Source organism: Pseudomonas sp. PS01298, assembly GCF_029959745.1.
Classification (GTDB): domain Bacteria; phylum Pseudomonadota; class Gammaproteobacteria; order Pseudomonadales; family Pseudomonadaceae; genus Aquipseudomonas; species Aquipseudomonas aylmerensis.
On record NZ_JASCPP010000027.1, the window covers coordinates 1 to 24,591 of the forward strand.

Below are 24,591 nucleotides of genomic sequence, written 5' to 3' on the forward strand. Positions count from 1 at the left end.
CGCGAAAGCGGTGGATCAGTCGATATTTCTGTTGACTGACACTCCGCCTTCGCGAGCAAGCCCGCTCCCACATTTGCATTGCAGTGCTCTCTGGAACTTAGTTCTTCACCACTTCCTCAAGGGTGAAGCGACCCAGCGGATTTTGCAGGAAGTTGCTCACATTCTTGCGTGAGATGTTGATGTAAGGGCTGTAGTACAGGTCGATCCAGTTCACATCCTGTTTCGCCAGTTTCTGCAGGTCGATATACATCTGCTCACGCTTGGCCGGATCGGCCTCGATCCGCGCTGCCGCCACCAGTGCCTTGACCTGGTCGTTCTTGTAGCGGGTCATGTAGTTCTGGTTGGTGTCGTGACCCAGGACAAAGGTGGTCTTCTGGTCCGGGTCGAGAATGTCGTTGGTCCAGTACATCACCGAAATATCGTAGTCACCGTCCACCAGCATCTGCCAGCTTTGGGTCGGGTCGACCTTCTGCAGGTTGGCGGTGACGCCGACCTTGGCCAGTTGATCCTTGATGATCACCGCAATCTGCTCGTCGGCTTCGTTGCCGGCGTTGACCACGTAGTTGAGTTTCAAGTCCTTGGCCCCTGCCTCGTCCAGCAGTTTCCTGGCGGCGGTCGGGTCATACGGGCGCTGCAGGTTGTTGGCGTAGTGGTACAGCGAGCCTTTCGGGATGTAGGAATAAGCCACGGTGCCCTGACCGTAAGTGGCGGTCTTGACCAGCGATTGCTTGTCGATCGCCATGTCCAACGCCTGACGCACTTGCGGCTTGGCCAGCAGGCCGTGCTCGTGGTTGATCAGCAGGTGATCTTCACGGGTGGACGGGTCGGCGTGGATCACCACGTTCTGGTCTTTCTTCAGCTCTTCCACCCGCGAGAACGGCACGAAGATCGCTGTGTCCAGTTCGTTGTTCTGCACCATGCGCATGCGCGTGTTGTCATCGGTCACCGACACCCATTCCACACCGTCCAGGCTCACCTTCCCGGCCTGCCAGAAGTTCGGGTTCTTTTTCAGAATCACCCGGTCACCCTTGCGCCACTCGTCGACGGTGAACGCACCGGAGGTCACTGGATTCTCCGAGTAGGCGTCCTCGCCCATTTTGGTCATGGCCTTTTCCGACAGGATCGACACCGTCGGCGACGCCAGTTGCGAGAGAAACGCCACCGCCGGGGTCTTCAGCGTGACCACCAGGGTTTTCGCGTCAGCCGCCTTGGCCGTGTTGATCAGGTTGAAAGGGTCTGCCCACAGCGAGGCTTTGTTGTCGCGGATGCGCAGCAGGCTGAACGCGGCGTCGTCGGCGGTGATCGGCGAGCCATCGGAGAATTTCGCATCGCGCAGCTTGAAGGTGTAGGTCAGGCCGTCCTTGGAGATGTCCCAGCTTTCTGCCAGCCCAGGTTCCATCTTGGTGCCCAGGTTATCCACGCGCACCAGGGTGTCGTAAACGTTGGCGAACACCCAGGTGTCGCGGTTTTGCGCGCTTTTGATCGGGTCGAACGTGGTGCTGTCTTCACGGCAGCCGATGGTCAGGACGCCGGCGGCCTGGACGAAACCGGCGGTCAGCGACCACGCCGTCAGCGTGGCGGCGGCAAGCAACTTCAAGTGGCGCGATTGCATGTCATAACTCCTTGTTCATGATGGGCAGGAAGGGTCAACGGTTCTTCAAGCACGCAACTGTACCGATGCTCGTGCAGGAAATGAGTCGGCGGCAACACCACGGAACACATGGCCCGGGCATACCGACAACGCGGGTGAAAGGCGCAGCCCGCAGGCAAATTCAGCGGGCTCGGGGGTTCGCCGGGCAACGGCTCGGCAGGCAATGGCCGATACGGGTCGATCTCCGGAATCGCCTGGATCAAGGCCGCCGTGTAGGGATGACGCGGCGTGGTAAACACCGCTTCCACCGGGCCTTCCTCGACAATCTTGCCCAGGTACATCACCGCCACGCGGTCGCACAGGCGGCGCACGATGGCAAGGTCGTGGGCGATAAACAGGATCGCCAGGTTCATGCGCTGTTGCAGTTCCAGCAACAGATTGATGATCTGGCCCTGGATCGACACGTCCAGCGCCGCCACGCATTCATCGGCGATGATCAGGCGCGGTTCCACCGCCAGCGCCCGGGCAATCCCCACGCGCTGGCACTGGCCACCGCTGAGGGAGGCGGGTTTACGGCCGGCCAGTTCGGGGCGCAGGCCGACCAGTTCGAGCAACTCGGCGACGCGGTCGGGAATCCGCGCCGGCGTGACCTTGCGCTGTACCCGCAAGACCTCGGCGATGGTCTCGCCGATGGTGTGGCGCGGGTTCAGCGCGGCATACGGATCCTGGAAGATCATCGCGGTTTCGTGACGCAGCCGGGCGATGTCGATCGCACTGCCGTGGGCCATGTCGACGCCATCGAACAACACCTGCCCGGCGCTGATCGGGTTGAGGTGCAGGATCGCCCGCCCCAGCGTGCTCTTGCCGCTGCCGGACTCACCTACCAGCCCCAGGGTCTCGCCCGCCGCCAGGTTCAGCGACACACCGTTCACCGCCCTCACCCACTGCTTGTTCAGGCCGAACACCCCCGTGCCCGACGCCGCAAAGCGCACCTCCAGATCCTTGATCTGCAACAGGCTCATGGGCGAACTCCCAACGGATAGTGACACGCCACCCGCGCACCTTCGGGCAACACTTCGGTACACAGGGCGCCGGCCTGTGGACAGCGCGGGTTGAACCGGCAGCCCGCCGGCAGCGCATCCAGCAACGGCGGCTGGCCGGGAATGGTGCGCAACAAGGCATGTCCGCTGCTGTGGACCGGCTGGCAGTCGATCAGGCCGGCGGTGTACGGGTGTTGCGGATGCGCCAGCAGCGCGTATTTGCTGCCGTGCTCGCACAGGCGCCCGGCGTACATCACCGCGATGGAATCGCAGGTCTGCGCCACCACGCCGAGGTCATGGGTGATCATGATGATCGACAGGCCGCGCTGGTCGCGCAGGTCGAGCAACAGCCGCAGGATCTGCGCCTGTACCGTCACATCCAGGGCAGTGGTCGGCTCGTCGGCGATCAGCACTCTCGGGTTGCAACCCAAGGCCACGGCGATCATCGCGCGCTGGCGCATGCCGCCGGAAAATTCGTGGGGATAGTTGTCGACCCGTGCCTGGGGATCGGGAATACCGACCTGGCGCAACACCTCGATGGCTTGGCGGTGCGCGTCTTTTTTCGATGCGCCTTGATGCAGGCGCACGCCCTCGGCGATCTGCGCGCCGATGCGCATCAAGGGGTCGAGGTGGCTGCTGGGGTTCTGGAAGATCATGCCCAGTTGCCCACCCCGCACGGCGCGCATGCCGGCATCGTCGAGTTGCAGCAGATCACGACCAACCAGATGCACGGCACCGCCTTGCACGCGCAGGCTGGGCGACGGCAACAGGCGCATCAGGCCACGGCAGGCCATGGTCTTGCCCGACCCACTCTCGCCCACCAGGCCCAGGACTTCACCTTCGGCGAGGTCGAAGGACACCCGGTCCACCAGGGTCACATCGTGCCCGGCGTTGTTGGCGATCACACTCAAGTCACGCACCTGCAACAGGCTCATGCGCGATCCCCCAACACTTGCGCCACCCCATCGGCCAGCAGGCTGAAGCCCATGGCCAGGGTGACGATGGCCAGGCCGGGAAAGGTGCAGATCCACCAGGCCGTGGTGATAAACGCCTGGCCTTCGGCGACCATCGTGCCCCACTCGGCGGTCGGGGGCTGCACCCCCAGGCCCAGGTAGCTCACGGCGGCGCCGTTGAGCAGCACCAACACGGCATCGGACATGGAAAACACGATCGAGCCAAACAGCGCATTGGGCAGCAAATGCCTAAACAGAATGCGCCCATGGCCAAAGCCCAGGCTCTTGGCGGCCAGGGCGAAGTCGCTTTCCTTGAGCACCAGGATCTGCGAGCGGATCAGCCGCGCGTACGACACCCAGCCCACCAATGCCATGGCGATATAGAAACTCTTCAGGCCGGGCCCCAGGATGGCCATGATTGCCAGCATCAACACCAGAAACGGGAACGCCAGAATCACGTCGATCACGCGCATGCACACGCTGTCGAAGCGCCCGCCGATGTAACCGGACACCGCACCGACAAAGGTGCCGATCATGAACGGGAAGATCACGCCGATGATCGCCAGTTGCAGGTCGATACGCGCGCCCCAGATCACCCTCGAAAGGATATCCCTGCCATAGTTGTCCGTGCCAAATGGATGGGCCAGGCTTGGGCTGAGCAAGCTGATATCGGTGTTCTGCGCAATCGGGTCATACGGCGCAATCCACGGCGCAAACACCGCCAGGGCAAACCACAGCAGCAGCACCAGCAGCCCCCACGCGGCCGTCAGCCGGCCATTGCGCAAACCCAAACGCAGACGCAAGCGCCACAGGGCAATCAACGGGCGGCTGCTCATTGCATTTTTACCCGTGGGTCGAGGGCCACCGTCACCACGTCCGCGACAAAGTTGACCAGCACCGTCGCGCACGCCAGCACCATGGCCACGCCCTGCACCACCATGTAGTCGCGGGTGAAAATGCCGCGCACCAGCAGTTGGCCGATACCGGGAATCGCGAACAGGCTTTCGATCACCACCGTACCACTGATCAGCCAACCAATGTTCACCGCCAGCAGGTTGACCGCCGGTACCAGGGAGTTGGGCAACACATGGCGGCGAAACACCGCCGCTTCCGATAGCCCGCGCGCTCGGGCGGCGGTGACGTGGTCGGCCTGCAACTCCATCAACATGCTCGCCCGCAGGTTGCGCACCAGCACCGCCGACAATGCCAGGGCGATGGTCAGGCACGGCAAAACCATATGGTGGGCCTTGTCCAGCCAGGTCCGCCCGTAGCCGGACACCGGGAACAAGCCCCATTGCACGCTGAGCAGCAGGATCAGCATCAAGCCCAGCCAGAACGCCGGCATGCCCAGGCCCACGGTGGTAAACACGCGGATCAGGTTATCCACCCAACCGCCCTTGTTACGCGCGGCCCAGCTTGCCAGCGGCAGCGCAATCAGCAGCGCCAGCACCACACTGCCGAGCACCAGTACCAGGGTCGGCTCGATGCGGGTGACGATCAGTTTCAAGGCGTCGACCTTGTACAGCAGCGATTGGCCGAGGTCGCCCTTGAGCAGGTTTTTCAGGAAGTAGAAATATTGCAGCCACAGCGGCTGGTCGAGGCCGTACTGGGCGCGGATCTTCAGCAACGCATCGGGTGTGCTGCGCGACCCCAGCAAGGCGCGCGCCGGGTCGCCCGGAATCGAGCGCACCAGCACGAAGGTAATCAGGCTGATGCCAAACAGCACCGGCAGCAATTGCAGCGGCCGGGACAGCACAAAACGGTAGCGCGCCAGGTTCATCCGTCAACCTCGATGGCGAGCGAGGAAGTCCAGCAGCACGGGGAAATACGCTTGGGGCTCCTCATAAAATGGCATATGGCTGCTGTTGGGGAATACGTGCAATTCGGCGTGCCGGGCCGCCATTTTCATGCGCATGGCGCAGGCCGGGGTGAGTTCGTCGTGCTGGCCGGTGGTAATCAGGATCGGCATCTTGAACGCGGCCATTTCAGGAAGGCGGTTCCAGTCCTTGAGGTTGCCGATGTAGAGGAATTCGTTGGGCCCCTGCATGGTTTCGTAGGGCCCCATGTTCCAGTCGCCCAGGGAGCGCTTGACCGGCTCGGGCCACTCGTCCAGGCGGCAGACGTGGCGGTAGTTGAGCAAGGTGATCGCGGCCTGGTACTGCGGGTGGTCAAGGGTGCCCATGGCCTCATGGCGCTGCATCATGGCCACGGTTTCGCTGCCGAGCGCGCCGCGCAGGCGTTCGAGTTCCTGGGACAGGTGGGGAATGTCGCCGACGGTGTTCTCGAGGATCAGGCTTTTCAGGGCGTCGGGGTAATGGATGGCGTATTCGATACCGAGCCAGCCGCCCCAGGAGTGCCCGAGCAGGTGCACGCGTCCCAGCCCCAGGGCTTGGCGCACGGTTTCAACTTCTTCGACATAACGGCGGATTTCCCACAGCGAAACATCGGTCGGTCTGGCTGATGCGCCCGTGCCAAGCTGGTCGAATGCAACCACTCGCAGGCCTTGCTCCTTGAGCCAGCCATGGGCGTCGCGCAAGTAGTCACACGGCAGGCCCGGGCCGCCATTGAGGCACAGCAGCACCTCATCGCCTTCGCCAAAGCTGTAGGCCACGAGGTTATGGCCGTCGACTTGCACGTTGTACTGCTGGTCGGGGGCAATTTCACGCCACATGCATACATTCCTTGTGTTGTGTCGGCCTGGCAGGTAGCGGCCTTTTGTCGGGCCAACACTACCGAGGATGCCGCGCGTCCATAACCTAGCATTTCTTATAGGTTTGGCCTGGCTGTCCTTCGCCGGGGCGTGGCATTCTACTTGCAGCAAGTCGAGATTCAAATGAATTCGGGAGCAGAACGGATGCTGGCCAAGCTAACTGCCTTCAATCAGCGTCTGATGCCGGGCAGGAGCCTGGACGAGCAGATGGACAACACTTTTATCCTCGCCCAACAGTTGGGTTTCGACGCGCTGGTGTATGACTACACCCCGGTGCCGATTGACCAGGATGGTGCACTGATCACCCCCTCGGTGCTGGAACTGCGCAACACTCCGCCCGACTGGCATGCGTTGTGGTGCAGCAAAGGGTTTTACCAGATCGACCCGGTGCAACACCTGGCCTTGCGCACGGTGTCGGCGTTCGTGTGGTCCTACGAAGCCAAGGCCGACACCGCCCTGCAAACCATCATCGACCCCTGCCACGCCCCCGTTTCGTCCTACCTGCACGACCAGCAACTGACCTGCGGTGTCAGCGTGCCGATCCACCTGCCCCGTGGCGGCTTCGCTTCGCTCACAGGCCTGCGGACCGGCACAGCACATTCCGTGTTGCAGGATGCGCAGCAGACCCTGTCGGACTTCAGCCTGATTTCCCACGCATTGCAGGAAGCGGCCTACCCGTTGTTCAGCAAGGAACTGCGCACTTACCCGCATATTCACCTGACCAAGCGCGAGCGCGAGTGCCTCAAATGGGCAGCCGAAGGCCTGACCGCCGCCGAAATCGCCACGCAACTGAGCCGCTCACTGGCCGTGGTTACCCTGCACCTGGCCTCGGCGATGCACAAGCTGGGGGCCAAGAACCGTGTGCAGGCGGTGGTGCGTGCCACCCATTATCGCCTGCTCGAAGATTGATCCCTGGGCAAAACCTAGCTGTTTTGCTAGTTACTTAAATTTCGCGCACGCATTATCGTGTCCCTGATCCTTTTTCAAAGAGAGCAGGGTACGAAATGGAATTCATCGAAAAAATCCGCGAAGGCTATGCGGCGTTTGGTGCCTACCAGACCTGGTACCGCGTCACCGGCGACCTCTCCAGCGGCCTCACCCCGCTGGTGGTCATTCACGGCGGTCCCGGCTGCACCCATGACTACGTAGACGCGTTCAAGGATGTCGCCGCCAGCGGCCACGCCGTCATCCACTACGACCAACTGGGTAACGGCCGCTCGACCCACCTGCCCGACAAAGCCCGCTCTTTCTGGACGGTCGACCTGTTTCTCGCAGAGCTGAATAACCTCTTGGACCACCTGCAGATCAGCGACGACTACGCGATCCTCGGCCAGTCCTGGGGCGGCATGCTCGGCAGTGAACACGCGATCCTGCAACCCAAGGGCCTGCGGGCGTTTATCCCGGCCAACTCACCGACGTGCATGCGCACCTGGGTCAGCGAGGCCAACCGCCTGCGCAAGCTGTTGCCCGAAGGTGTGCATGAAACCCTGCTCAAGCATGAAGCCGCCGGCACTTATCAGGACCCGGAATACCTCGCCGCCTCGCGGGTGTTCTATGACCACCACGTCTGCCGGGTCAACCCATGGCCGGAAGAAGTCGCGCGCACCTTCGCCCAAGTCGATTCGGACCCCACGGTGTACCACGCCATGAGCGGCCCGACTGAATTCCACGTGATCGGCAGTTTGAAGGACTGGAAGTCGATCGGCCGCCTGTCGGCAATCAATGTCCCGACCCTGGTGATTTCCGGCCGGCATGACGAGGCCACCCCGCTGGTGGTCAAGCCGTTCCTGGATGAAATCGCCGATGTGCGCTGGGCGCTGTTTGAAGACTCCAGCCACATGCCCCATGTGGAAGAGCGCCAGGCGTGCATGGGCACGGTGGTGAAGTTTCTGGATGAGGTGTGTTCGCACCAAGTGCTCAAGGCCAGTTGAATCTCCATGTGAGAGCGGGCTTGCACGCGAACGCGGTCTGTCAGCCGGCCTATGTTTCGACTGATCCACCGCATTCGCGAGCAAGCCCGCTTCCACAGGGTTAAACGTCGCTGGTTTCGGGCTTTGTCATTTTCCTCGGCACATCCGCCACCATCGGAATCTCCTTGCCCTCGGCATCGAACAACTTGCCGCCGCTGAAGTAATCCCCCTCGCGCAAGGCCGCCACGTCGTGGAAACACAGGCTGCGCTCAGTCCCCGCGACGAACACCGACTGCTGGTCGGAGTTGCCTGCGGTGAAATGGTTGAACGCCAGGTTCAGCAAGATCGCCATGATTGCCGACGAACTGATGCCTGAGTGAAAAATGGTCGCGAACCAGGTGGGGAAGTGATCGTAGAAACTCGGCGCGGCAATCGGGATCATGCCGAAACCGATGCTCGTGGCGACGATGATCAGGTTCATATTGTTGCGGTAATCAACCTTCGACAGGGTGCGAATGCCGCTGGCCGCCACCGTGCCGAACAGCACAATCCCGGCACCGCCCAGCACTGAAGTCGGCACCGCGGCGATCACCCGCCCCATGAAGGGCAGCAGGCCGAGGATCACCAGGAACAGCCCGCCGGTGGCCACTACAAAGCGGCTTTTTACCCCGGTGACCGCCACCAGGCCGACATTCTGGGCAAACGCGCTCTGGGTGAACGAACCGAAGATCGGCGCAAACATGCTCGACAGCATGTCGGCGCGCAGGCCGTTGCCCAGGCGCTTGGAGTCGACCTTGGTGTCGATGATCTCACCCACCGCCAGGATATCTGCCGAGGTTTCCACCAGGGTCACCATCACCACGATGCACATCGAAATGATCGCGGCCACATGGAACGTCGGCATGCCGAAATGGAAAGGCGTGGGGAAGCCGAACATCGGCCCCTGGGTAACACCGGAGAAGTCGGCCATGCCGAGGAACACCGCAATCACGGTGCCGATCACCATCGCCAGCAGGATCGACAGGCGCGAGATAGTCGCGCTGCCGATTTTGCTCAGCAACAACACCAGCACCAATGTCAGTGCCGCCAGGCCGATATTGGGCATGCTGCCGAAATCCGCCGCGCGGCTGTTACCGCCCATGGCCCAGCGCGCCGCCACCGGCATCAGCGTCAAGCCGATGGTGGTGATCACGATGCCTGTGACCAGTGGCGGGAAAAACTGGGTGATCCGCGAGAACACCGGGGTGATCAGCAGGCCTATGAATGACGCGGCCATCACCGCGCCGAGAATCGCCGGCACCCCGCCGGCGCCGTCGCTGCCGACAATCGCAACCATGGTTGCCACGCCAGCAAACGACACGCCCTGCACCAGCGGCAACTGACAGCCAAAAAACGGCAGGCCCAGGGTTTGCAGCAGCGTTGCGAGGCCGCCGGCAAACAGTGATGCAGCGATCAACAGACCGATATCTGCCGGCGACAACCCGGCTGCCTGGCCGACGATCAACGGTACCGCGACGATGCCGCCGTACATGGTGAGCACATGCTGCAGGCCGTAAGCCATGTTGGCGGCGACGCCGAGATTCTCATCTTCTGGCCGCTGCGGTGACGCCTTCGGGATAGTCATGGTGAGGGGTTCTCTGTTTTTGTTGTGCGGACACTGTATGCAATCTTTGGAGTGGATGTCCATAGAGTTGTATACAATCCGCCGAACAAGATACCCTCCATCGGCGTTACAAAAATAATCCGGCCGTGATGAACCAGAACGCCCAAGGACCGATAACAATGAAAAAAGCCCTACAGGGAGCAACCGTCGCACTCACCCTCCTCGGCGGCGGGGAGGCTGTCGCGGTGGAATGGATGAACAACAGCGTAGGATTTCGCTACGGCCAGCAGTTCACCAACCCGAATAACCCCGACGAATTCAGCAAGCGCATCTACAGCTTTACCCATGCCAGCGGCTACAAATACGGCAGTAATTTTCTCAACCTGGATGTGTTCCTGTCCGACAGCCGCGACCCGCGCAAGGGCACCGACCACGGGGGCAGCGAGGTGTACGCCGTGTACCGGCACCAGTTGTATGCATCACGGGTGTTCGATAGGCCGCTGGGCACTGGCCTGATCAAGGACTACGCACTGACCCTGGGCTTCGACGCCAACCGCAACAACAACTTCGCGTCGGCAAAAAAGCGTGCGCTGGTGATCGGCCCGACCCTGAAATTCAACACCGTGGGGGTGCTGGACCTGAGCCTGATGTACTACAAGGAACGCAATCACACCGGCATCCCCGGCGCGCAGGAGTCCAACCACACCTTCGATGACACCTACATGCTCAACCTGACGTGGATGCGTCCTTTCGAGATCGCCAACCACGCGGCGAAATTCCAGGGGTTCATCAATTACGTCGGGGAAAAAGGCGAGGACTACCATGGCCGTGACACGGCCCCGGAAGCGCTGATGCGCACTGCACTGATGGTGGCGGTGCGACCGGGTAAAAGCGTGAAGCCGAACCTGTACCTCGGGGTGGGTTACGAGTACTGGCATAACAAGTTCGGCGTGGACGGCGGCCGGGGCAGCCGCACGTCAACGCCGACGGTGAACCTGGAAATCACCTTCTGACGGCAGGCGCTGGCCTGCCTGCGACCGCATCGGTTCGGTGTACCTGATACACCCAGTCGTCCGCATTGCAGGCAAGCCAGCGCCTACAGCTTGACCGGGGTGTCACTCCAGATCCGGCGCCAGCGCTGAATGGACGGTTTTCGGCCGCGCCAGCCAGTAACCCAGCACCGCCAACGGTGCGGTCGCCAGCATCACGATCACGGTGATCATCAGCGGCTCATCGATCATCGACGACACCAGCAGGCTGCTGAGAAAGCACAGGCCCAGTTGCAGGGTGTTTTGCAGGGCCGCCGCCTTGCCGGAGTTTTCCGCAAACGGCATCAGTGCATTCGCTACCACAATCGGGTAGCTGGCACCGTTGACCAGCGCCATCAGGCAGAATGGAATCAGCAACGTGGTGAGAGTCGGCACGGTGAATGTCGCGACCAGGTACAACGCGACCATGCTGATGCAATAAGCCAGCAGCAGCCACGGCAACAGCGTTTTGCCCTGGAAGCGCTGCAAGGCGCTGCGGCAGCTGTAGCCGCCGATCAGGAACGCGAGGGTCGGCAGCACGTAGCTCAGGCCGATATCGTTCGGGCTGTAGCCCATGCCCCCAAGGATGAACGGCGAAGCGGTCAACCAGGCGAAGAAGCTGGCCGAGCACGCGGCAAAGATCATCACATTGCCGGTAAACACGCGGGACGTGAGCAATTGCCCATAACCCAGACGCGTAGGTTCGCCCTCTTCTATCGGACGTTTCGGCAGGCTGCGCAGGAACAAGGTCGGCACCAGCAACAACACCGACACCCCCAGCAATACGCCGAAAATGGCCTGCCACCCCAAGTGATTCAGTACCATCGCGCCCAGCAACGGCGCCAGGGCCGGCGACAGCGACATCAGCGGCATGATGCTGGCAAACACGCGGTGAGCCTTGTCGGCCGGGTAGCGGTCGATCACCAGCGCCTGCCAACTGACGGCAGCGGCACACACACCCACCGCTTGCATAAACCGCAAGGCCAGCAACTGCGGCGCCGTTTCGACCCAGAACATTCCCGCACAGCCGAGCACGAACAGGCTCAGGCCCGCGAGCAGGATCGGCTTGCGCCCCAGCCGATCGGACAACGGCCCCCACAACAATTGCCCCAGCGCAAAGCCCGCGAGGAAAATACTCAAGCTGGCGCCGACCGCGCCTGCGCTGATCTGCAGCTGCTCGCCCATGGCGCCGAACGCCGGCAGGTACATGTCCATGGCCAGATAGCCGAGCATGCTCAGCCCCGCCAGATACCCGGTAAAACCAAAAGAATTTTTCATTGAAGCCTTGTAGATCCTGCCATCAAACTATTTGCTGACTGGCGCCCATTATGAGGCTGACAGTTTTTGTGTGAAGCGATAATAATTGGATACTCTTATCAATATTTTTGAAGGCAACCGTCATGTGGTCCGAATATTCCCTGGATGTGGTCGATGCCGTGGCGCGCCACGGCAGCTTCAGCGCCGCTGCCCAGGAACTGCACCGCGTGCCGTCGGCCATCAGCTATACGGTGCGTCAGCTTGAGGAGTGGCTGGCGGTTCCATTGTTTGTACGGCGCCACCGTGACGTCGAGCTGACCCCAGCCGGCCGCCTGTTTATCGACGAAGCTCGCGGCGTGATGAAAAAAATGCTCGGCACCCGGCGTTTGTGCCAGCAGGTTGCCAATGGCTGGAGCGGCCAGCTGAAGGTGGCCGTGGACTCCATCGTCAAACCCCAGCGTTGTCGGCAACTGGTACTGGACTTCTACCGGCAGTTTCCTGAAGTGGAATTGCTGCTGGAGTACGAGGTGTACAACGGCGTGTGGGATGCCCTGGCGGATGAGCGCACCGATATCGTCATCGGTGCCACCAGCGCCGTGCCGGTGGCCAGCCACTTCACCTTTCGCGACATGGGCTTGTTGAACTGGCTGTGTGTGGTCAGCGCGAAACATCCATTGGCGGCCATGCAAGGGTTGCTCAATGACGACCAACTGCGCCCATTCGCCTCGTTGTGCATGACCGACACTTCTCGCAACCTGCCCAAGCGCGACACCTGGACCCTGGATAACCAACGCCGCCTGGTGGTGCCCAACTGGGCCTCCGCCATTGATTGCCTGCGCGACGGCCTCTGCGTCGGCATGGCACCCGCCCATCAGGTACTGCCGTGGATCGAACGGGGTGAATTGGTGGCGCTGCACCTGTCGCGGCCCTTCCCGGCCAGCCCGTCGTGCGTGGCCTGGGCACAGGGCAAGCTGTCGCCGGCCATGGCCTGGTTGCTGGAATACCTGGGAGATACCGAAACGATGAACCAGGAGTGGCTGAACGGAAACGACCTCTGAGGATGATGAAGATCCCTCGTAGGAGCGGACAAGCCCGTTCCTACAAGGGCGGATCTCGTTTCAATCCAATAGGCGGCTAATGGCACGCACGATCATCTCGACCTCCTTGGCGTCCAGCGTCAGCGGCGGCAGCAGGCGAATGACCTTGCCCCGCGTGACATTGATCAGCAGGCCATGCTCTTGGGCCGCCCGCTGCGACAGGTCGCGATACGGGGTCGCCAATTCGATCCCGATCATCAAGCCCTGCCCACGAATTGCCAGCACCTGCGGGTGTTCACTCAACTCCACGCGCAACCGCGCCAGCAAGCGTTCGCCCTGAAGCGCAGCGTTCTGCAGCAACCCCTGCTCTTCGATGATGTCCAGCACAGTGCAGCCCACCCGGCAGGCCAGTGGATTGCCACCAAACGTGCTGCCGTGACTGCCCGGGGTAAACAGCTGGGCCACTGCGGTGCGGGCCAGGCAGGCGCCGATGGGCACTCCGTTGCCGAGACCTTTGGCCAGGGTCATGACATCGGGCACGATGCCTTCATGCTGGAACGCAAACCAGGCACCAGTGCGGCCGATGCCGGTCTGGATTTCGTCGAGCATCATCAGCCAGCCATGGCGTGTGCAGTGATCACGCAGGGCTTGCAGATAGCCGGCGGGAGCCGGCAGTACGCCACTTTCGCCCTGGATCGGCTCGAGCAGGACCGCCGCGATACGCGCCCCAAACGTCCGGGTGATGGCCTCCAGCGCCGCCAGATCCCCAAAGCCCACCTTGAGAAAATCCCCCGGTAAACGCTGGAAACCCAAGCGCACCGACGGACCATCGCTCGCGGCCATGGTCCCCAGCGTACGGCCGTGAAAAGCGTTCTCCATCACCACCACCAGCGGCTCTTCAATGCCTTTTTTCCACCCGTGCAACCGCGCCAGCTTCAGCGCTGTCTCGTTGGCTTCGGCGCCGGAGTTGTTGAAGAACGCGCGATCCAGACCCGACAGCTGGGTCAGGCGCTCGGCCAGGCGTTGCTGCCAGTCGATGCTGTAGAGGTTGGAAGTGTGTAAGAGCAAACCGGCCTGCTCGCTGATGGCCGCCACCAACCTGGGGTGGGAATGCCCGACATTGGTCACTGCCACACCCGCCACCGCGTCCAGGTATTCGCGGCCCTGCTGGTCCCACAGGCGCGTGTCCAGGCCGCGGGTAAAACTCAGGGCCATGGGTTGGTAGGTAGTCATCAGGCAGGCGGCAGTCATGGTGGCGGGCTCCAGTGCATCGTTGGGATGCCTGCAGTATCGTTAGCCATCTGAGCTGGATAAACTGCGCAACTCTGCAATAACTTTAAACCAGGGCTTGATAATGGATCTGTTCCAGGCAATGTCGGTGTACGTGAAAGTGGTGGAGACCGGCAGCATGACGGCCGCCGCGCACGAATGCGGGATGTCGACTACCATGGTCGGCAATCACCTGCGCGCCCTCGAGCAGCGGCTGGGCGTCAGCCTGCTCAAGCGCACCACCCGCAAGCAAAGCCTCACGGAATTTGGCGGCCAGTATTACCAGCGCTGCCTGGAGGTGCTGGGCCTGGTAGCCGACTCCGAGCTACTGGCGGAGCAGGCCCACAGCGAAATCCCCAAAGGCAGCCTGCGCATCACTGCGCCACCGGTGTTCGGCACCGAACGCCTGACGCCCGCCCTGAGCGAGTTTGCCCAACGTTACCCGCAGATCAACCTGTACGTGGTGCTGAGCAACGAGCGCATGGACCTGGTCGACAGCGGCTTCGACGTGGCGATCCGCCTCGGCGAGCTGGAGACTTCCAGCCTGATCGCCAGGCCCCTGCAGGCCTACACCCTCACGCTGTGTGCATCACCTGCGTACCTGGCGCGTCGCGGCACGCCGCAGACACCCGAAGACCTGCAGCAGCACGACTGCCTGGCGTTCGCCTACCCGGCCAGCGACAACTGGCGAGACACCGACAAACTCTGGCGCATGACCGGCGCGGAAGGCGAGGTGGAGGTGCCGGTGTCCGGCTCGTTGACCATCAACAGCTCGCAAGGCTTGCGCCAGGCCGCCGTCAACGGCATGGGCATCATCATGCTGGCCGACGCGCTGGTACAACCGGACCTGGAGAGCGGCAAGCTGGTGGCCCTGTTACCCGGCTACCAACTGCCCTCGCGCCCTATGCACCTGCTCTACAGACAGGATCGCTACCGCCTGCCCAAGCTGCGCGCCTTTGTGGACTTCGCCATGGAAAAATGGGCGCGCTAGAAGCTCACGCCCAACTCGCGCAGGCGCGCTGCTGTGCGCTCGGCCGACACATGGTGAATACCCTGCCAGCCCAAGGCGACCGCAGCGTCGATATTGCCGGCAACATCGTCGATAAACACCACTTCACCGGGCTGGATATCCGGCAGATGCGCCCGCACCTGGGCGAGGCTCGCGTGATAAATGGCCGCATCCGGCTTGATCAGCTTCAGCTCTCCCGACACCACGATATCGCGCAGGCGTTGCAGGAACGGATAGTTGGCCCGCGCATAAGGGAAGGTCTCGGCGGACCAGTTGGTGAGCCCGAACAGCGGCATATCGGCGGCATGCAGCGCTTCGAGAATCGCCACGCCTTCTGGCAACGAGCCACGCAGCATCTCGTGCCAACGGGCGTAATAGGCCTGGATCAAGGGTTCGTGTTCGGGGTATTGCTCGACCAGATGGCGAGTGCCTTCTGCCAGGCTGCGGCCGGCGTCCTGCTCGGTGTTCCAGGCCTGGGTGCAGACAGTGTCGAGAAAGTGTTGCCGCTCGTGATCATCGGCAATCAGCTGACGGTAGAGGTGCTGCGGGTTCCAGTCGAACAGGACACCGCCGAAATCAAAGACTACTGCACGAATGGTCATGGGGCCTCCCCTTTAGTGTGGCGTGACAGGCACACCAGTCTGGCATGCTGGCATGCTTCTAGAAGAACAAAGAAACGTAGGAATCTTCTGGGAATTTCGCAGCTTACCTACAGATAAACTGCGCCTGCATCCCCGGCAATCGCGCCTTGAACTCCCTCGCGCGAGTGTAGGGCATACAAGTAGTCATATTTTTTATTTAGCCCAGGCCAACCGATCTGTTTAGGGTCCGACGTGCAAAGGAGGGAATGCCACAGCCTGGAAAGGATTATCCAACGGTATGCTGAAACCTGAGTTGGAGCTCCCCATGACAAACGTGATCAACGCCCATCGCTCTGCGTCCAGCCGCAATCAGGCGCCCTTGGAGCCCCGCCCTTCCAGTCCGCAGAGTCACGCGCAATCGGCGTTGAATTCAGTGGAAGCGGCGGCAGCACGTGCCCAGGACAGAACCGGAATCCTGTCGGACCACCTGATTCCCTTGCAAAGCCTCGCAACACAGACCAACACCATCATTGGTATCCGCCCGGTGGAATCCGTCGCCACCGGATTGATACGGGAAGGACACCCCACCAAGGACTTCCATATCAAAGGAAAAAGCGCTGACTGGGGGCCGCAGGCGGGTCTGATCTGCGCGGACCAGGCACTTAGCAAGCTCGAGAAGTCTGCAACACTGGCGCCGGAGAAAGTCGCACGCGCCAACGAGCAAATACAGGCATGCATTCGCGATGGCCATGCAGTAAGCGTCCCACTGGAGATCTCCCGCGCCCGCCTGGATGAATTGCTCGGCCTGGGCAAGCTCTCTGAGCTGACGCTGCCCGACGACGACGGCACTATCCACCTCAAGGCCCTGGGGCCCAGCCAGCAGCAGTATGTATTCGAAGGCAAGCGCGCTTCGTCTTCAGACGAGCGCTATGTCATCAGCCAAGAGGGCAAGCCCGTGCACGTGCTGGCGAAAAGTCCGGAGGGCAAGGCATTGACGGCAGACTATGACCTGCACACGATCGCGCCTCATATCAGCGACTACGGCCGCCAGGACAGACTCCCCGTACCCGATATCGCTCATAGTGTTTACACAGATCGCATCAACAGCTACAAGCATCGCCACGCCGATGTCGACAACTATCAAGTGCCAGAAGCGTTGCGCGCGGATTTTGACAGCGCAGGCCACTTTTATAGCAAAGAAGATCCCGACCTCGGTAACGCCACGCCGCGCATCAAGCACATGATCGAGCTCATCAACCAAAAGCTGGTGGGCGATGCAGAGCGAGTGGTCCACCACAACGCGGATTCAGGCAGCCCCGCTGCAGATGTGGCGACCAACTATCCGGCGACTTTTTTTCTGCCGGCCAAGTTGGGCCAATTCGACGAAATCTGCCTGATCAATAACAGCAAGGAAATGGCAGAACTGGTAAGGACCGCGAAAGACAGCGGCTATCACGTGCCCCTGAATCCGCTGTGGGAAAAAGAAGTGATCAGTGTCAAACGCCCAGGCTTCATCCAAGCGCAGGCGCGCCTGGCGCGAGCCTTTGACCGGAGCTGAGCGCCAGGCGGCAGCCTCGATATTCAGATGATCGAGGCTGCTACTCACTGCGCTTACGCGTTAATGAGGCCGTTGATCTTCACGGTAGGGTTTACATCAGCGTCGTAGTCCACGCCATCGATCTCGAAGCCGAACAAGCGCAGGAATTCAGCCTTGTAGCCGGCAAAATCGCTGATCTCGTTGACATTGTCGTCGGTAACCTGGTTCCACAGGGCTGCTACCGCGTCTTGGACCTTTGGCTCCAACTCGGCCAGGTCGGCACGCAGGCGACCGTCGGCGTCCAGCTTAGGCTCGGCGCCGTACAGGCTGTCCTTGAACAGGCCGTAGACCTGCTCGATGCAGCCTTCGTGGGTGCCCTGCTCTTTCATCACCTTGAACAGCAACGACAGGTACAGCGGCATGATCGGGATCGCGGAACTGGCCTGGGTGACCACGGCCTTGAGCACCGAGACACGGGCGTCGCCCTTCAGTGCGGCGAGGTTGTCGCGCAGGGTCAGGACTTTCTTGTCGAGGTCTTTCTTGGCTTCGCCGATGGAGCCGTTCCAGTAGATATCCTGGGTCAGCTTCTCGCCAAGGTAGGTGAACGCGGTGGTCTTGGCGCCTTCGGCCAGCACGTCGGCGTCACGCAGGGCGTCGATCCACAGCTGCCAGTCTTCGCCACCCATGACTTTGACGGTGCCGTCGATTTCTTCCTGGGTCGCCGGCTCAAGCGTGGTGTCGACCACAACGCCCTTGTCGGTGTTGATCCCGCGCAGGGTCACGGCCTTGCCGATCGGCTTGAGGGTGGAGTTGTGCACCACGCCCTGCGGGTCGGTGCGACGTGGCGCCGCCAGGCTGTAGACGACCAGGTCGATCTTGCCCAGGTCTTTCTTGATGGTTTCGATGGTCAGGCGCTTGATCTCGTCGGAGAACGCATCGCCATTGATGCTCTTGGCGTACAGGCCTTTTTCGACGGCAAACTTCTCGAATGCGGCGCTGTTGTACCAGCCGGCAGAGCTGAGCTTGCCTTCTTCGCCTTCTTTTTCAAAAAACACGCCCAGGGTGTCGGCGCCGCAGCCAAACGCAGCACTGATGCGCGCGGCCAGGCCGTAGCCGGTGGAAGCGCCGAGGACCAGCACCTTCTTCGGGCCGCCTTCGATGGCGCCGTGTTGGGTGACGTAGTCGATCTGTTCCTTGACGTTCGCCTCACAGCCAACAGGGTGAGCGGTCACACAGATAAAGCCACGAACCCGCGGTTTGATGATCATAAAATTTCTGCCTCTTCCAAGGTGCCGAAGGCCAATGGTGGCCATTCAACTTCAATCGTACCGGTCTATGACGCCTGAAAAACCGAAGCGTCACGATAGTCGCAAATCTTCCGTTTACAAAATCCAATCCACTCACGCGGGGCAACGGTTAAAAACGGTGTAGAGCCTTCACAATTTTGCACGATTTAAAACGCCTCTCCGGCACTGAACGCCTTATCATGACGTAGTTGTTTCAATATGTTTCAAACCCCCACCACTCGCGGCCACGGATCCGGACCTGTCGAATGGCGTCCTGCTGGAGCTGAGTGTCATGAACAAGTCTGCGTTGCATAAAAAGGCCGTATCGATCGCCTGGGTATTGGGCGTATTGCTGATTATTGCGGTCTTCCCCGAAACCACCCTGGTGTTTCTCGGCCTGGTGCTGGTCTGCGGCATTTACGATTTCCTGCGCAATGGCTTGTATGACGCGCCCACCATCAAGAAATACTTTATCGGCAGCGGTCGTAACACCTGGCTGCTGGCGCCGTTCAACACGCTGTTCGACCTGCTGAGTTCGCGCAACCGTCACGTGTATACGATGGACGACCTGCCGCCCGCCTGGCGCGCAGACCTGCAGCAGGTGATCAGTGATGCCATGGCTCACAAGGATGAAATCATCGGTTACCTGGATGAACGCATGGCCGAGAAGAAGCGCGGCATGCTGTTTTTCCAATGGTACGGACGGCCGATCGAAACCACGCTGAACATTCCGCAACTGCGGGAGAAGCTGCCGTTCGTGAAGACTATCGGCGTATCGGTGTTCAACGAAAACCGTTCGACCTCCTTCCACTTCGGCCCGCTGCGCATGATGTTTCGCGTGCTCTACAACATGGCACCGGCGCCCCATCACGACGGCGTCTACATCCAGGTGGGCAAGCACAAGCACTACTGGCACGACGACCCGCTGTTTATCTTCGATGACACGCTGATGCACGCGTCCTTCAACAAGAATGATGCAAAACGCTACTGCCTGTTTATCGATATCGTACGGCCGACTCCGCTGCCTTCAGTATTGAACGCCGTGATCGCAGGGTTTGCCGGGCTGGTCTTTACCCTGCGTCGGGTTTTCTACAAAAACTGGAAGCTGATTCAGTAACTTCTGCGGCATGATGGTGCTGGACGGTGTTTGCACTCGGCGGCATGCCTGAGGTAAATAATCGTCTCGTGCGACCGTTTTCGGCGCCCATCATTCTCAAGCCATCGCGTAGTTCTATCGGGCGCGGTGGCTGTGCTTTCAAGGAATCAGAATGCCCCAACGTCAAGTCATCAATGCCTCCGTCAGCCCCAAGGGCAGCCTCGAAACCCTGTCGCAACGTGAAGTCCAGCAACTGAGCGAAGCCGGTACCGGCAGCATCTACACCCTCTTTCGCCAATGCGCCCTGGCGATCCTCAACACCGGCGCGCATATCGACAACGCCAAGACCATCCTCGACGCCTACAAAGATTTTGAAGTGCGCATCCACCAGCAGGATCGCGGCGTGCGCCTGGAGCTGCTGAACGCACCGGCCGACGCTTTCGTCGATGGCGAGATGATCGCCAGTACCCGCGAGATGCTGTTCAGCGCCCTGCGCGACATCGTCTACACCGAGAACGAGCTGGACAGCCAGCGCATCGACCTGAGCAACTCCCAGGGCATCACCGACTACGTGTTCCACCTGCTGCGCAATGCGCGCACGCTGCGCCCGGGTGTCGAGCCGAAAATCGTGGTGTGCTGGGGCGGGCACTCGATCAATACCGAAGAATACAAATACACCAAGAAAGTCGGCCACGAACTCGGCCTGCGCAGCCTGGACGTGTGCACCGGTTGCGGCCCTGGCGTGATGAAAGGTCCGATGAAAGGCGCGACCATTTCCCACGCCAAACAACGAATTACCGGCGGCCGCTACCTGGGCCTGACCGAGCCGGGCATCATCGCCGCCGAAGCGCCGAACCCGATCGTCAATGAACTGGTGATCCTGCCGGACATCGAGAAGCGCCTGGAAGCGTTCGTGCGTGTCGGCCACGGCATCATCATCTTCCCGGGCGGCGCCGGCACGGCCGAAGAGTTCCTGTACCTGCTGGGCATCCTCATGCACCCGGACAACCGCGACCTGCCGTTCCCGGTCATCCTCACCGGGCCGAAGCACGCCGCGCCGTACCTGCAACAGCTGCATGCCTTCGTCGGCGCTACATTGGGCGAGGCCGCACAGGCGCACTACCAGATCATCATCGACGACCCGGCCGAAGTGGCGCGGCAGATGACCGCGGGTCTCAAGGCGGTGAAACAGTTCCGTCGCGAGCGCAATGACGCGTTCCATTTCAACTGGCTGCTGAAAATCGACGAAGGTTTCCAGCGCCCGTTCGACCCGACCCACGCCAACATGGCCAGCCTGCAACTGAGCCACGCGCTGCCGCCCCACGAACTCGCCGCCAACTTGCGCCGCGCGTTCTCGGGGATCGTGGCAGGCAACGTCAAGGACAAGGGCATCCGCCTGATCGAGCAGCATGGTCCGTATGAAATCCACGGCGACCCGGCCATCATGAAACCGCTGGACGAGCTGTTGCAGGCTTTCGTCGCCCAGCACCGCATGAAGCTACCGGGCGGCGCGGCGTACGTACCGTGCTACCGCGTGGTGCAATGAGTTAGCGCTGTACCGCCACACATTTGATTTCCACCAGCAGACCGGGGTGTGCCAGTTCCGACACTCCGATCGTGGTCCAGGCGCAATGCCCGCGTGGGAACAGACGGTTTTTCACCTCGCGAAAAACCGCCATGTGCTGGCTCATGTTGACGTGGTAGGTGGTCATGTCCACCACGTCGTCGAAGGTGCAGCCGCCCTCCTCCAGAACCTCCCGCAGATTCTCCCAGGCCGCGACGAACTGCGCCTCGGGGTCCTCGATCACCGCCAATGCAGCCGTCCGCCCGACCTGGCCTGCGCAGTACAACGTCTTGCCGACCTTGACCGCCGGCACGTAGCCGGCGCGCTCGACGATGGGGTGCATGGAAGGGGGAATGATGAGAAAGCGGTCGGTCATGGTTTGTATCTCTTTAAACCCTGTGGGCGGGAACAGTTCGGACTAGTGTTTTACCTGTTCCGACTAACCCACACCAGATGAGCGACCTATGGACCAACGGATATTGTCCTCTGTCACTCCTTACCCTAAGGTAAGGAATATAACGATGGAGATCTTCACTATGGCGACCGCCACACTGACCTCGAAAGGTCAAATCACCATTCCTGTCCAAGTCAGGACAGCCCTTGGCCTGGAAACAGGCGACCGGGTCGAGTTTGTTGAAATGGAAAACGGGCAGTTTTCCATCATTGCCGCGAGCCACAGGGTTCAGGACCTCAAGGGCTTGATCCGCAAACCTGCCAAGGCCGTTTCCATCGAGGAGATGAACCAGGCCATCGCAGCACAGGGGGCAAAAGCCGGATGATCGGACTGGATACCAATGTGCTGGTGCGCTACGTCACCCAGGATGATCCGGTTCAATCCGCCAAGGCATCCGAGCTGATCGAATCGCTGACCACCGCCTCGCCCGGCTTTGTCAGCATGGTGTCGATCGTGGAATTGGTGTGGGTACTGCAAAGCTGCTACCAGTCGGCCAAGAGCGATGTGGTGACGGTACTGGAAACCCTGCTACGCACCCGCGAATTGACCGTGGAGCATGGGGAGATCATCTGGCAGGCACTGCGCAAGTTTGTGGCGAACAAGGCCGACTTTGCAGACTGCCTGATCGAACGCTGCGCCCATGCCGCCGGTTGCAAGTACACGGCCACCTTCGACCTCAACGCGATCAAGACAACGGGCATGAAACGCCTGGGCTGAACCGCAGCGTTGCGACTACGGGCGGGCTTTGGTAAAAACCGTTTCTAACCTTGATCGAGAGAAAGACTGACGTGCGCACGTTTCTACTCGCCGCCCTGGCCATCGCCCCGACCCTCGTCCTGGCCGACACCATCACCTGGCCCGACCTGCCGAAGAGCTGCTTTGTCAGCGGCCGCTCCGCCACCAGCATGGATGTCGATACCGGTTGCGCCGCCTTCCTGATCAACGTGAAAGGCCAGGCGGCGGGTACACCGATCAAGCTGGATATTCCCCAGTACGCCATGCATGTGGACGAAGCCACCGGCAAGGAAACCCCGGTGATCCTCATCCAGGCAGAGGAGAATGGCGAGGTCAAGGCGGTGGGTTATAGGGAGTTGGGCACCGATCAATTGGGCGCGGCGCTGTTGCGGGAAGTTCGGCTGCTGGGTACCCAGAAGCCGATTTAAGGTTTTTTGCAGGCGCAAGCTTGCGCCTGCAAAAACGCTACCGATTCAGCCGGGGTCAGCGAACCCAACCACCCGCCTGCCAGTGATACCCATCATTGCGCTGCACCCAATGCGGATGCACATAGCGATAACCTTCGCGCACCGGCTCCCAATGGCCGTGCACCGCGACGTAGCGCCCACCTTCCCAACGCCAGTAACCGCGTGACCAGATGTAGCCGTAGCGAACCGGCGGCTCGACTTCAATCACTTGCACCGGCGGCGGTTGCGGCGCGACGACTTCGACATACTCACGTTGCACCGGCCTGCGCTCATGCACAACGCGTTCTTGCACACACCCGGATGCCGCGACGACCATGGCCGCCAGTGCCGCATAACGTAGCCACATAAACAATCCTCGGGCGCTGGCGCCCAGTACCTGCATCGCTGAAAAATGCCCCCTTGTTGCAGCCACGCTCCTGCTTGGCCCTGGGTACTTTTTAACAGGAGGTGTCTGTCAGCTTGCTGAACCCACAGCCCTCAAGCGCTGCACGCGACGGTCGGTCGTTTCAGGCGCACCAAAAGCAGCCCGGCGGCGACCACAGCAATGCCGGCGTAGGTCGGCGCATGGATCACGTCGCCAAACATCAGTGCCGCCCACACCAGGGTGACCGGTGGCTCCAGATAGACCAGCGCGGCCACGTGGGTCGCGGTCATCACGCGCAGCAGCATCCACAGGCTCAAATAGGCGACGAAGGTCGAGAACACGGTGAGCCAGACGATTGAGATCAACACGTCAGGGTCGTGGGGAATACTCAGCGTGTCGGTGTAGAGCACGGCGCCGGTAAAGCCGATCAAGGTCAGCAGCGACTGGATGAACAGCGGCAACACCAACCCAGCGTCGGTTTTTTGCACCGTGCGGCGCTCATACAGGGTCGCCAGCGTCAGCCCCAGTGCCGCGGCGAGTGGCAACACGTACATGACCCAGCCGACGCTGCCCGCATCACTGCCATGCTGCCCAGCTATCACAATGGAAACGCCAGCGAAGCTGATCATCAGGCCGATCCACTGCCAGCCCCCACTGCGCTCGGTAGCGCTGCCGGTCGACAATGCCGCCGTCATCAACGGCTGCAACGCGGCGATGATCGCCGCGATGCCGGGCGGCAAGCCATTCTGGATCGCGACATAGAGACAACTCAGATACAGGAACTGCGAGAGAAACCCGATCACGGCGTAATGGCGAACCTGTGCCCACGAGACCCGCAACAACCTCACATTGAGGAACAGTCCCAGGCACACCGAGACCAACAGGAAACGCCAGAACAGCAAGTTGAACGCACCACTACCCTGCGTGCCCAATTTGGCGCCGATATAGCCTGAACTCCACGACAGCACGAACGCCACCTGCAACAGCAGCCGCTTTAAGGTTGATCGCGTCATGAAGCCTCCGGTCAGTACACGTTGACTGAAAGGCTAAGGGCCACGCATGATTCTGTATATTTGAATAACCCGCACTACCAATCCGTA

General features: G+C 61.1%; 25 protein-coding genes. 11 read left to right on the top strand and 14 right to left on the bottom strand.

Annotated elements, in window-relative coordinates; translation table 11 throughout:
• Positions 1-97 precede the first annotated feature (97 nt).
• The 6 genes from QMX97_RS12205 to QMX97_RS12230 are packed head-to-tail and all read right to left on the bottom strand — an operon-like array spanning position 98 to position 6,255.
• Positions 98-1,612: an ABC transporter substrate-binding protein gene (locus QMX97_RS12205; protein WP_282397014.1), complete on the bottom strand. Its 1,515-nt coding sequence runs from the start codon at positions 1,610-1,612 to the stop codon at positions 98-100.
• Positions 1,594-2,613, bottom strand: a complete 1,020-nt coding sequence (locus tag QMX97_RS12210; RefSeq protein WP_065901846.1) for an ABC transporter ATP-binding protein — start codon at positions 2,611-2,613, stop codon at positions 1,594-1,596. Before QMX97_RS12210 ends, QMX97_RS12205 begins: the two co-directional genes overlap by 19 nt.
• Entirely contained in the window at positions 2,610-3,566 is a 957-nt protein-coding gene (locus tag QMX97_RS12215) for an ABC transporter ATP-binding protein (RefSeq protein WP_282397015.1), read from the bottom strand. The genes QMX97_RS12210 and QMX97_RS12215 overlap by 4 nt, the downstream gene beginning before the upstream one ends.
• Positions 3,563-4,420 carry an ABC transporter permease gene (locus QMX97_RS12220; RefSeq protein WP_282397016.1) on the bottom strand — a complete coding sequence of 286 codons (858 nt, stop codon included), beginning with the start codon at positions 4,418-4,420 and terminating at the stop codon, positions 3,563-3,565. Before QMX97_RS12220 ends, QMX97_RS12215 begins: the two co-directional genes overlap by 4 nt.
• Positions 4,417-5,364 (bottom strand): ABC transporter permease, encoded by a 948-nt coding sequence (locus QMX97_RS12225; protein WP_065901852.1) that lies wholly within the window; start codon positions 5,362-5,364, stop codon positions 4,417-4,419. Before QMX97_RS12225 ends, QMX97_RS12220 begins: the two co-directional genes overlap by 4 nt.
• Before the next feature lie 3 nt (positions 5,365-5,367).
• Positions 5,368-6,255, bottom strand: a complete 888-nt coding sequence (locus QMX97_RS12230) for a proline iminopeptidase-family hydrolase (protein ID WP_120447919.1) — start codon at positions 6,253-6,255, stop codon at positions 5,368-5,370.
• A 183-nt stretch (positions 6,256-6,438) separates the two neighbouring features.
• Here QMX97_RS12230 and QMX97_RS12235 point away from each other — a divergent pair, with 183 nt between their 5' ends.
• Both QMX97_RS12235 and QMX97_RS12240 read left to right on the top strand, forming a co-directional pair.
• A complete protein-coding gene (locus QMX97_RS12235; RefSeq protein WP_065901861.1) occupies positions 6,439-7,203 on the top strand; it encodes a LuxR family transcriptional regulator in 765 nt (254 codons plus the stop codon).
• A 95-nt stretch (positions 7,204-7,298) separates the two neighbouring features.
• Positions 7,299-8,225 carry a proline iminopeptidase-family hydrolase gene (locus QMX97_RS12240; protein WP_106804792.1) on the top strand — a complete coding sequence of 309 codons (927 nt, stop codon included), beginning with the start codon at positions 7,299-7,301 and terminating at the stop codon, positions 8,223-8,225.
• A gap of 100 nt (positions 8,226-8,325) precedes the next feature.
• Here QMX97_RS12240 and QMX97_RS12245 read toward each other — a convergent pair whose 3' ends face one another.
• Entirely contained in the window at positions 8,326-9,828 is a 1,503-nt protein-coding gene (locus QMX97_RS12245; RefSeq protein WP_282397017.1) for a nucleobase:cation symporter-2 family protein, read from the bottom strand.
• Between the two features lie 158 nt (positions 9,829-9,986).
• On the opposite strand from QMX97_RS12245, the gene QMX97_RS12250 reads away from it, so the two are divergent.
• On the top strand, positions 9,987-10,820 hold the full coding sequence (locus tag QMX97_RS12250) for a nucleoside-binding protein (protein WP_106804793.1): 834 nt from the start codon (positions 9,987-9,989) through the stop codon (positions 10,818-10,820).
• Positions 10,821-10,922: 102 nt separating this feature from the next.
• On the opposite strand, the gene punC is transcribed toward QMX97_RS12250, so the two are convergent.
• The gene (gene punC / locus QMX97_RS12255) at positions 10,923-12,113 is read right to left on the bottom strand and encodes a purine nucleoside transporter PunC (protein ID WP_201143760.1); all 1,191 of its coding nucleotides are present in this window, start codon (positions 12,111-12,113) and stop codon (positions 10,923-10,925) included.
• Positions 12,114-12,235: 122 nt separating this feature from the next.
• On the opposite strand from punC, the gene punR reads away from it, so the two are divergent.
• The gene (gene punR, locus QMX97_RS12260; protein ID WP_065901871.1) at positions 12,236-13,150 is read left to right on the top strand and encodes a DNA-binding transcriptional activator PunR; all 915 of its coding nucleotides are present in this window, start codon (positions 12,236-12,238) and stop codon (positions 13,148-13,150) included.
• A 60-nt stretch (positions 13,151-13,210) separates the two neighbouring features.
• Here the strand turns inward: punR and QMX97_RS12265 are convergent, their stop codons facing one another.
• Positions 13,211-14,380 (bottom strand): aspartate aminotransferase family protein, encoded by a 1,170-nt coding sequence (locus QMX97_RS12265; RefSeq protein WP_282397018.1) that lies wholly within the window; start codon positions 14,378-14,380, stop codon positions 13,211-13,213.
• 103 nt (positions 14,381-14,483) lie between these two features.
• On the opposite strand from QMX97_RS12265, the gene QMX97_RS12270 reads away from it, so the two are divergent.
• The gene (locus QMX97_RS12270; RefSeq protein WP_201143758.1) at positions 14,484-15,389 is read left to right on the top strand and encodes a LysR family transcriptional regulator; all 906 of its coding nucleotides are present in this window, start codon (positions 14,484-14,486) and stop codon (positions 15,387-15,389) included.
• Here QMX97_RS12270 and QMX97_RS12275 read toward each other — a convergent pair.
• Positions 15,386-16,009 carry an HAD family phosphatase gene (locus QMX97_RS12275; RefSeq protein WP_065901880.1) on the bottom strand — a complete coding sequence of 208 codons (624 nt, stop codon included), beginning with the start codon at positions 16,007-16,009 and terminating at the stop codon, positions 15,386-15,388. The two genes, QMX97_RS12270 and QMX97_RS12275, sit on opposite strands and share 4 nt — an antisense overlap.
• Before the next feature lie 304 nt (positions 16,010-16,313).
• On the opposite strand from QMX97_RS12275, the gene QMX97_RS12280 reads away from it, so the two are divergent.
• Positions 16,314-17,546 (top strand): anthrax toxin-like adenylyl cyclase domain-containing protein, encoded by a 1,233-nt coding sequence (locus tag QMX97_RS12280; protein ID WP_282397019.1) that lies wholly within the window; start codon positions 16,314-16,316, stop codon positions 17,544-17,546.
• Between the two features lie 53 nt (positions 17,547-17,599).
• On the opposite strand, the gene fabV is transcribed toward QMX97_RS12280, so the two are convergent.
• On the bottom strand, positions 17,600-18,793 hold the full coding sequence (fabV, locus tag QMX97_RS12285; RefSeq protein WP_120447914.1) for an enoyl-ACP reductase FabV: 1,194 nt from the start codon (positions 18,791-18,793) through the stop codon (positions 17,600-17,602).
• Between the two features lie 310 nt (positions 18,794-19,103).
• Here fabV and QMX97_RS12290 point away from each other — a divergent pair, with 310 nt between their 5' ends.
• Together QMX97_RS12290 and ppnN are read left to right on the top strand one after the other, a co-directional pair.
• Positions 19,104-19,928 carry an aspartyl/asparaginyl beta-hydroxylase domain-containing protein gene (locus QMX97_RS12290; RefSeq protein ID WP_065901884.1) on the top strand — a complete coding sequence of 275 codons (825 nt, stop codon included), beginning with the start codon at positions 19,104-19,106 and terminating at the stop codon, positions 19,926-19,928.
• A 151-nt stretch (positions 19,929-20,079) separates the two neighbouring features.
• The gene (ppnN, locus tag QMX97_RS12295; protein WP_065901886.1) at positions 20,080-21,453 is read left to right on the top strand and encodes a nucleotide 5'-monophosphate nucleosidase PpnN; all 1,374 of its coding nucleotides are present in this window, start codon (positions 20,080-20,082) and stop codon (positions 21,451-21,453) included.
• Between the two features lies 1 nt (position 21,454).
• Here the strand turns inward: ppnN and QMX97_RS12300 are convergent, their stop codons facing one another.
• The gene (locus QMX97_RS12300) at positions 21,455-21,847 is read right to left on the bottom strand and encodes a RidA family protein (protein WP_065901888.1); all 393 of its coding nucleotides are present in this window, start codon (positions 21,845-21,847) and stop codon (positions 21,455-21,457) included.
• A 145-nt stretch (positions 21,848-21,992) separates the two neighbouring features.
• Here QMX97_RS12300 and QMX97_RS12305 point away from each other — a divergent pair, with 145 nt between their 5' ends.
• The 3 genes from QMX97_RS12305 to QMX97_RS12315 all read left to right on the top strand — a co-directional run bounded on the left by QMX97_RS12305 (position 21,993) and on the right by QMX97_RS12315 (position 23,088).
• The gene (locus QMX97_RS12305) at positions 21,993-22,250 is read left to right on the top strand and encodes an AbrB/MazE/SpoVT family DNA-binding domain-containing protein (protein ID WP_065901893.1); all 258 of its coding nucleotides are present in this window, start codon (positions 21,993-21,995) and stop codon (positions 22,248-22,250) included.
• A complete protein-coding gene (locus QMX97_RS12310; RefSeq protein WP_065901895.1) occupies positions 22,247-22,642 on the top strand; it encodes a type II toxin-antitoxin system VapC family toxin in 396 nt (131 codons plus the stop codon). Before QMX97_RS12305 ends, QMX97_RS12310 begins: the two co-directional genes overlap by 4 nt.
• A gap of 71 nt (positions 22,643-22,713) precedes the next feature.
• Positions 22,714-23,088: a hypothetical protein gene (locus QMX97_RS12315; protein ID WP_106804800.1), complete on the top strand. Its 375-nt coding sequence runs from the start codon at positions 22,714-22,716 to the stop codon at positions 23,086-23,088.
• 55 nt (positions 23,089-23,143) lie between these two features.
• Here the strand turns inward: QMX97_RS12315 and QMX97_RS12320 are convergent, their stop codons facing one another.
• The gene (locus QMX97_RS12320; RefSeq protein WP_157955096.1) at positions 23,144-23,473 is read right to left on the bottom strand and encodes a YXWGXW repeat-containing protein; all 330 of its coding nucleotides are present in this window, start codon (positions 23,471-23,473) and stop codon (positions 23,144-23,146) included.
• 131 nt (positions 23,474-23,604) lie between these two features.
• The gene (locus tag QMX97_RS12325; RefSeq protein ID WP_262134642.1) at positions 23,605-24,504 is read right to left on the bottom strand and encodes a DMT family transporter; all 900 of its coding nucleotides are present in this window, start codon (positions 24,502-24,504) and stop codon (positions 23,605-23,607) included.
• Positions 24,505-24,591 lie beyond the last annotated feature (87 nt).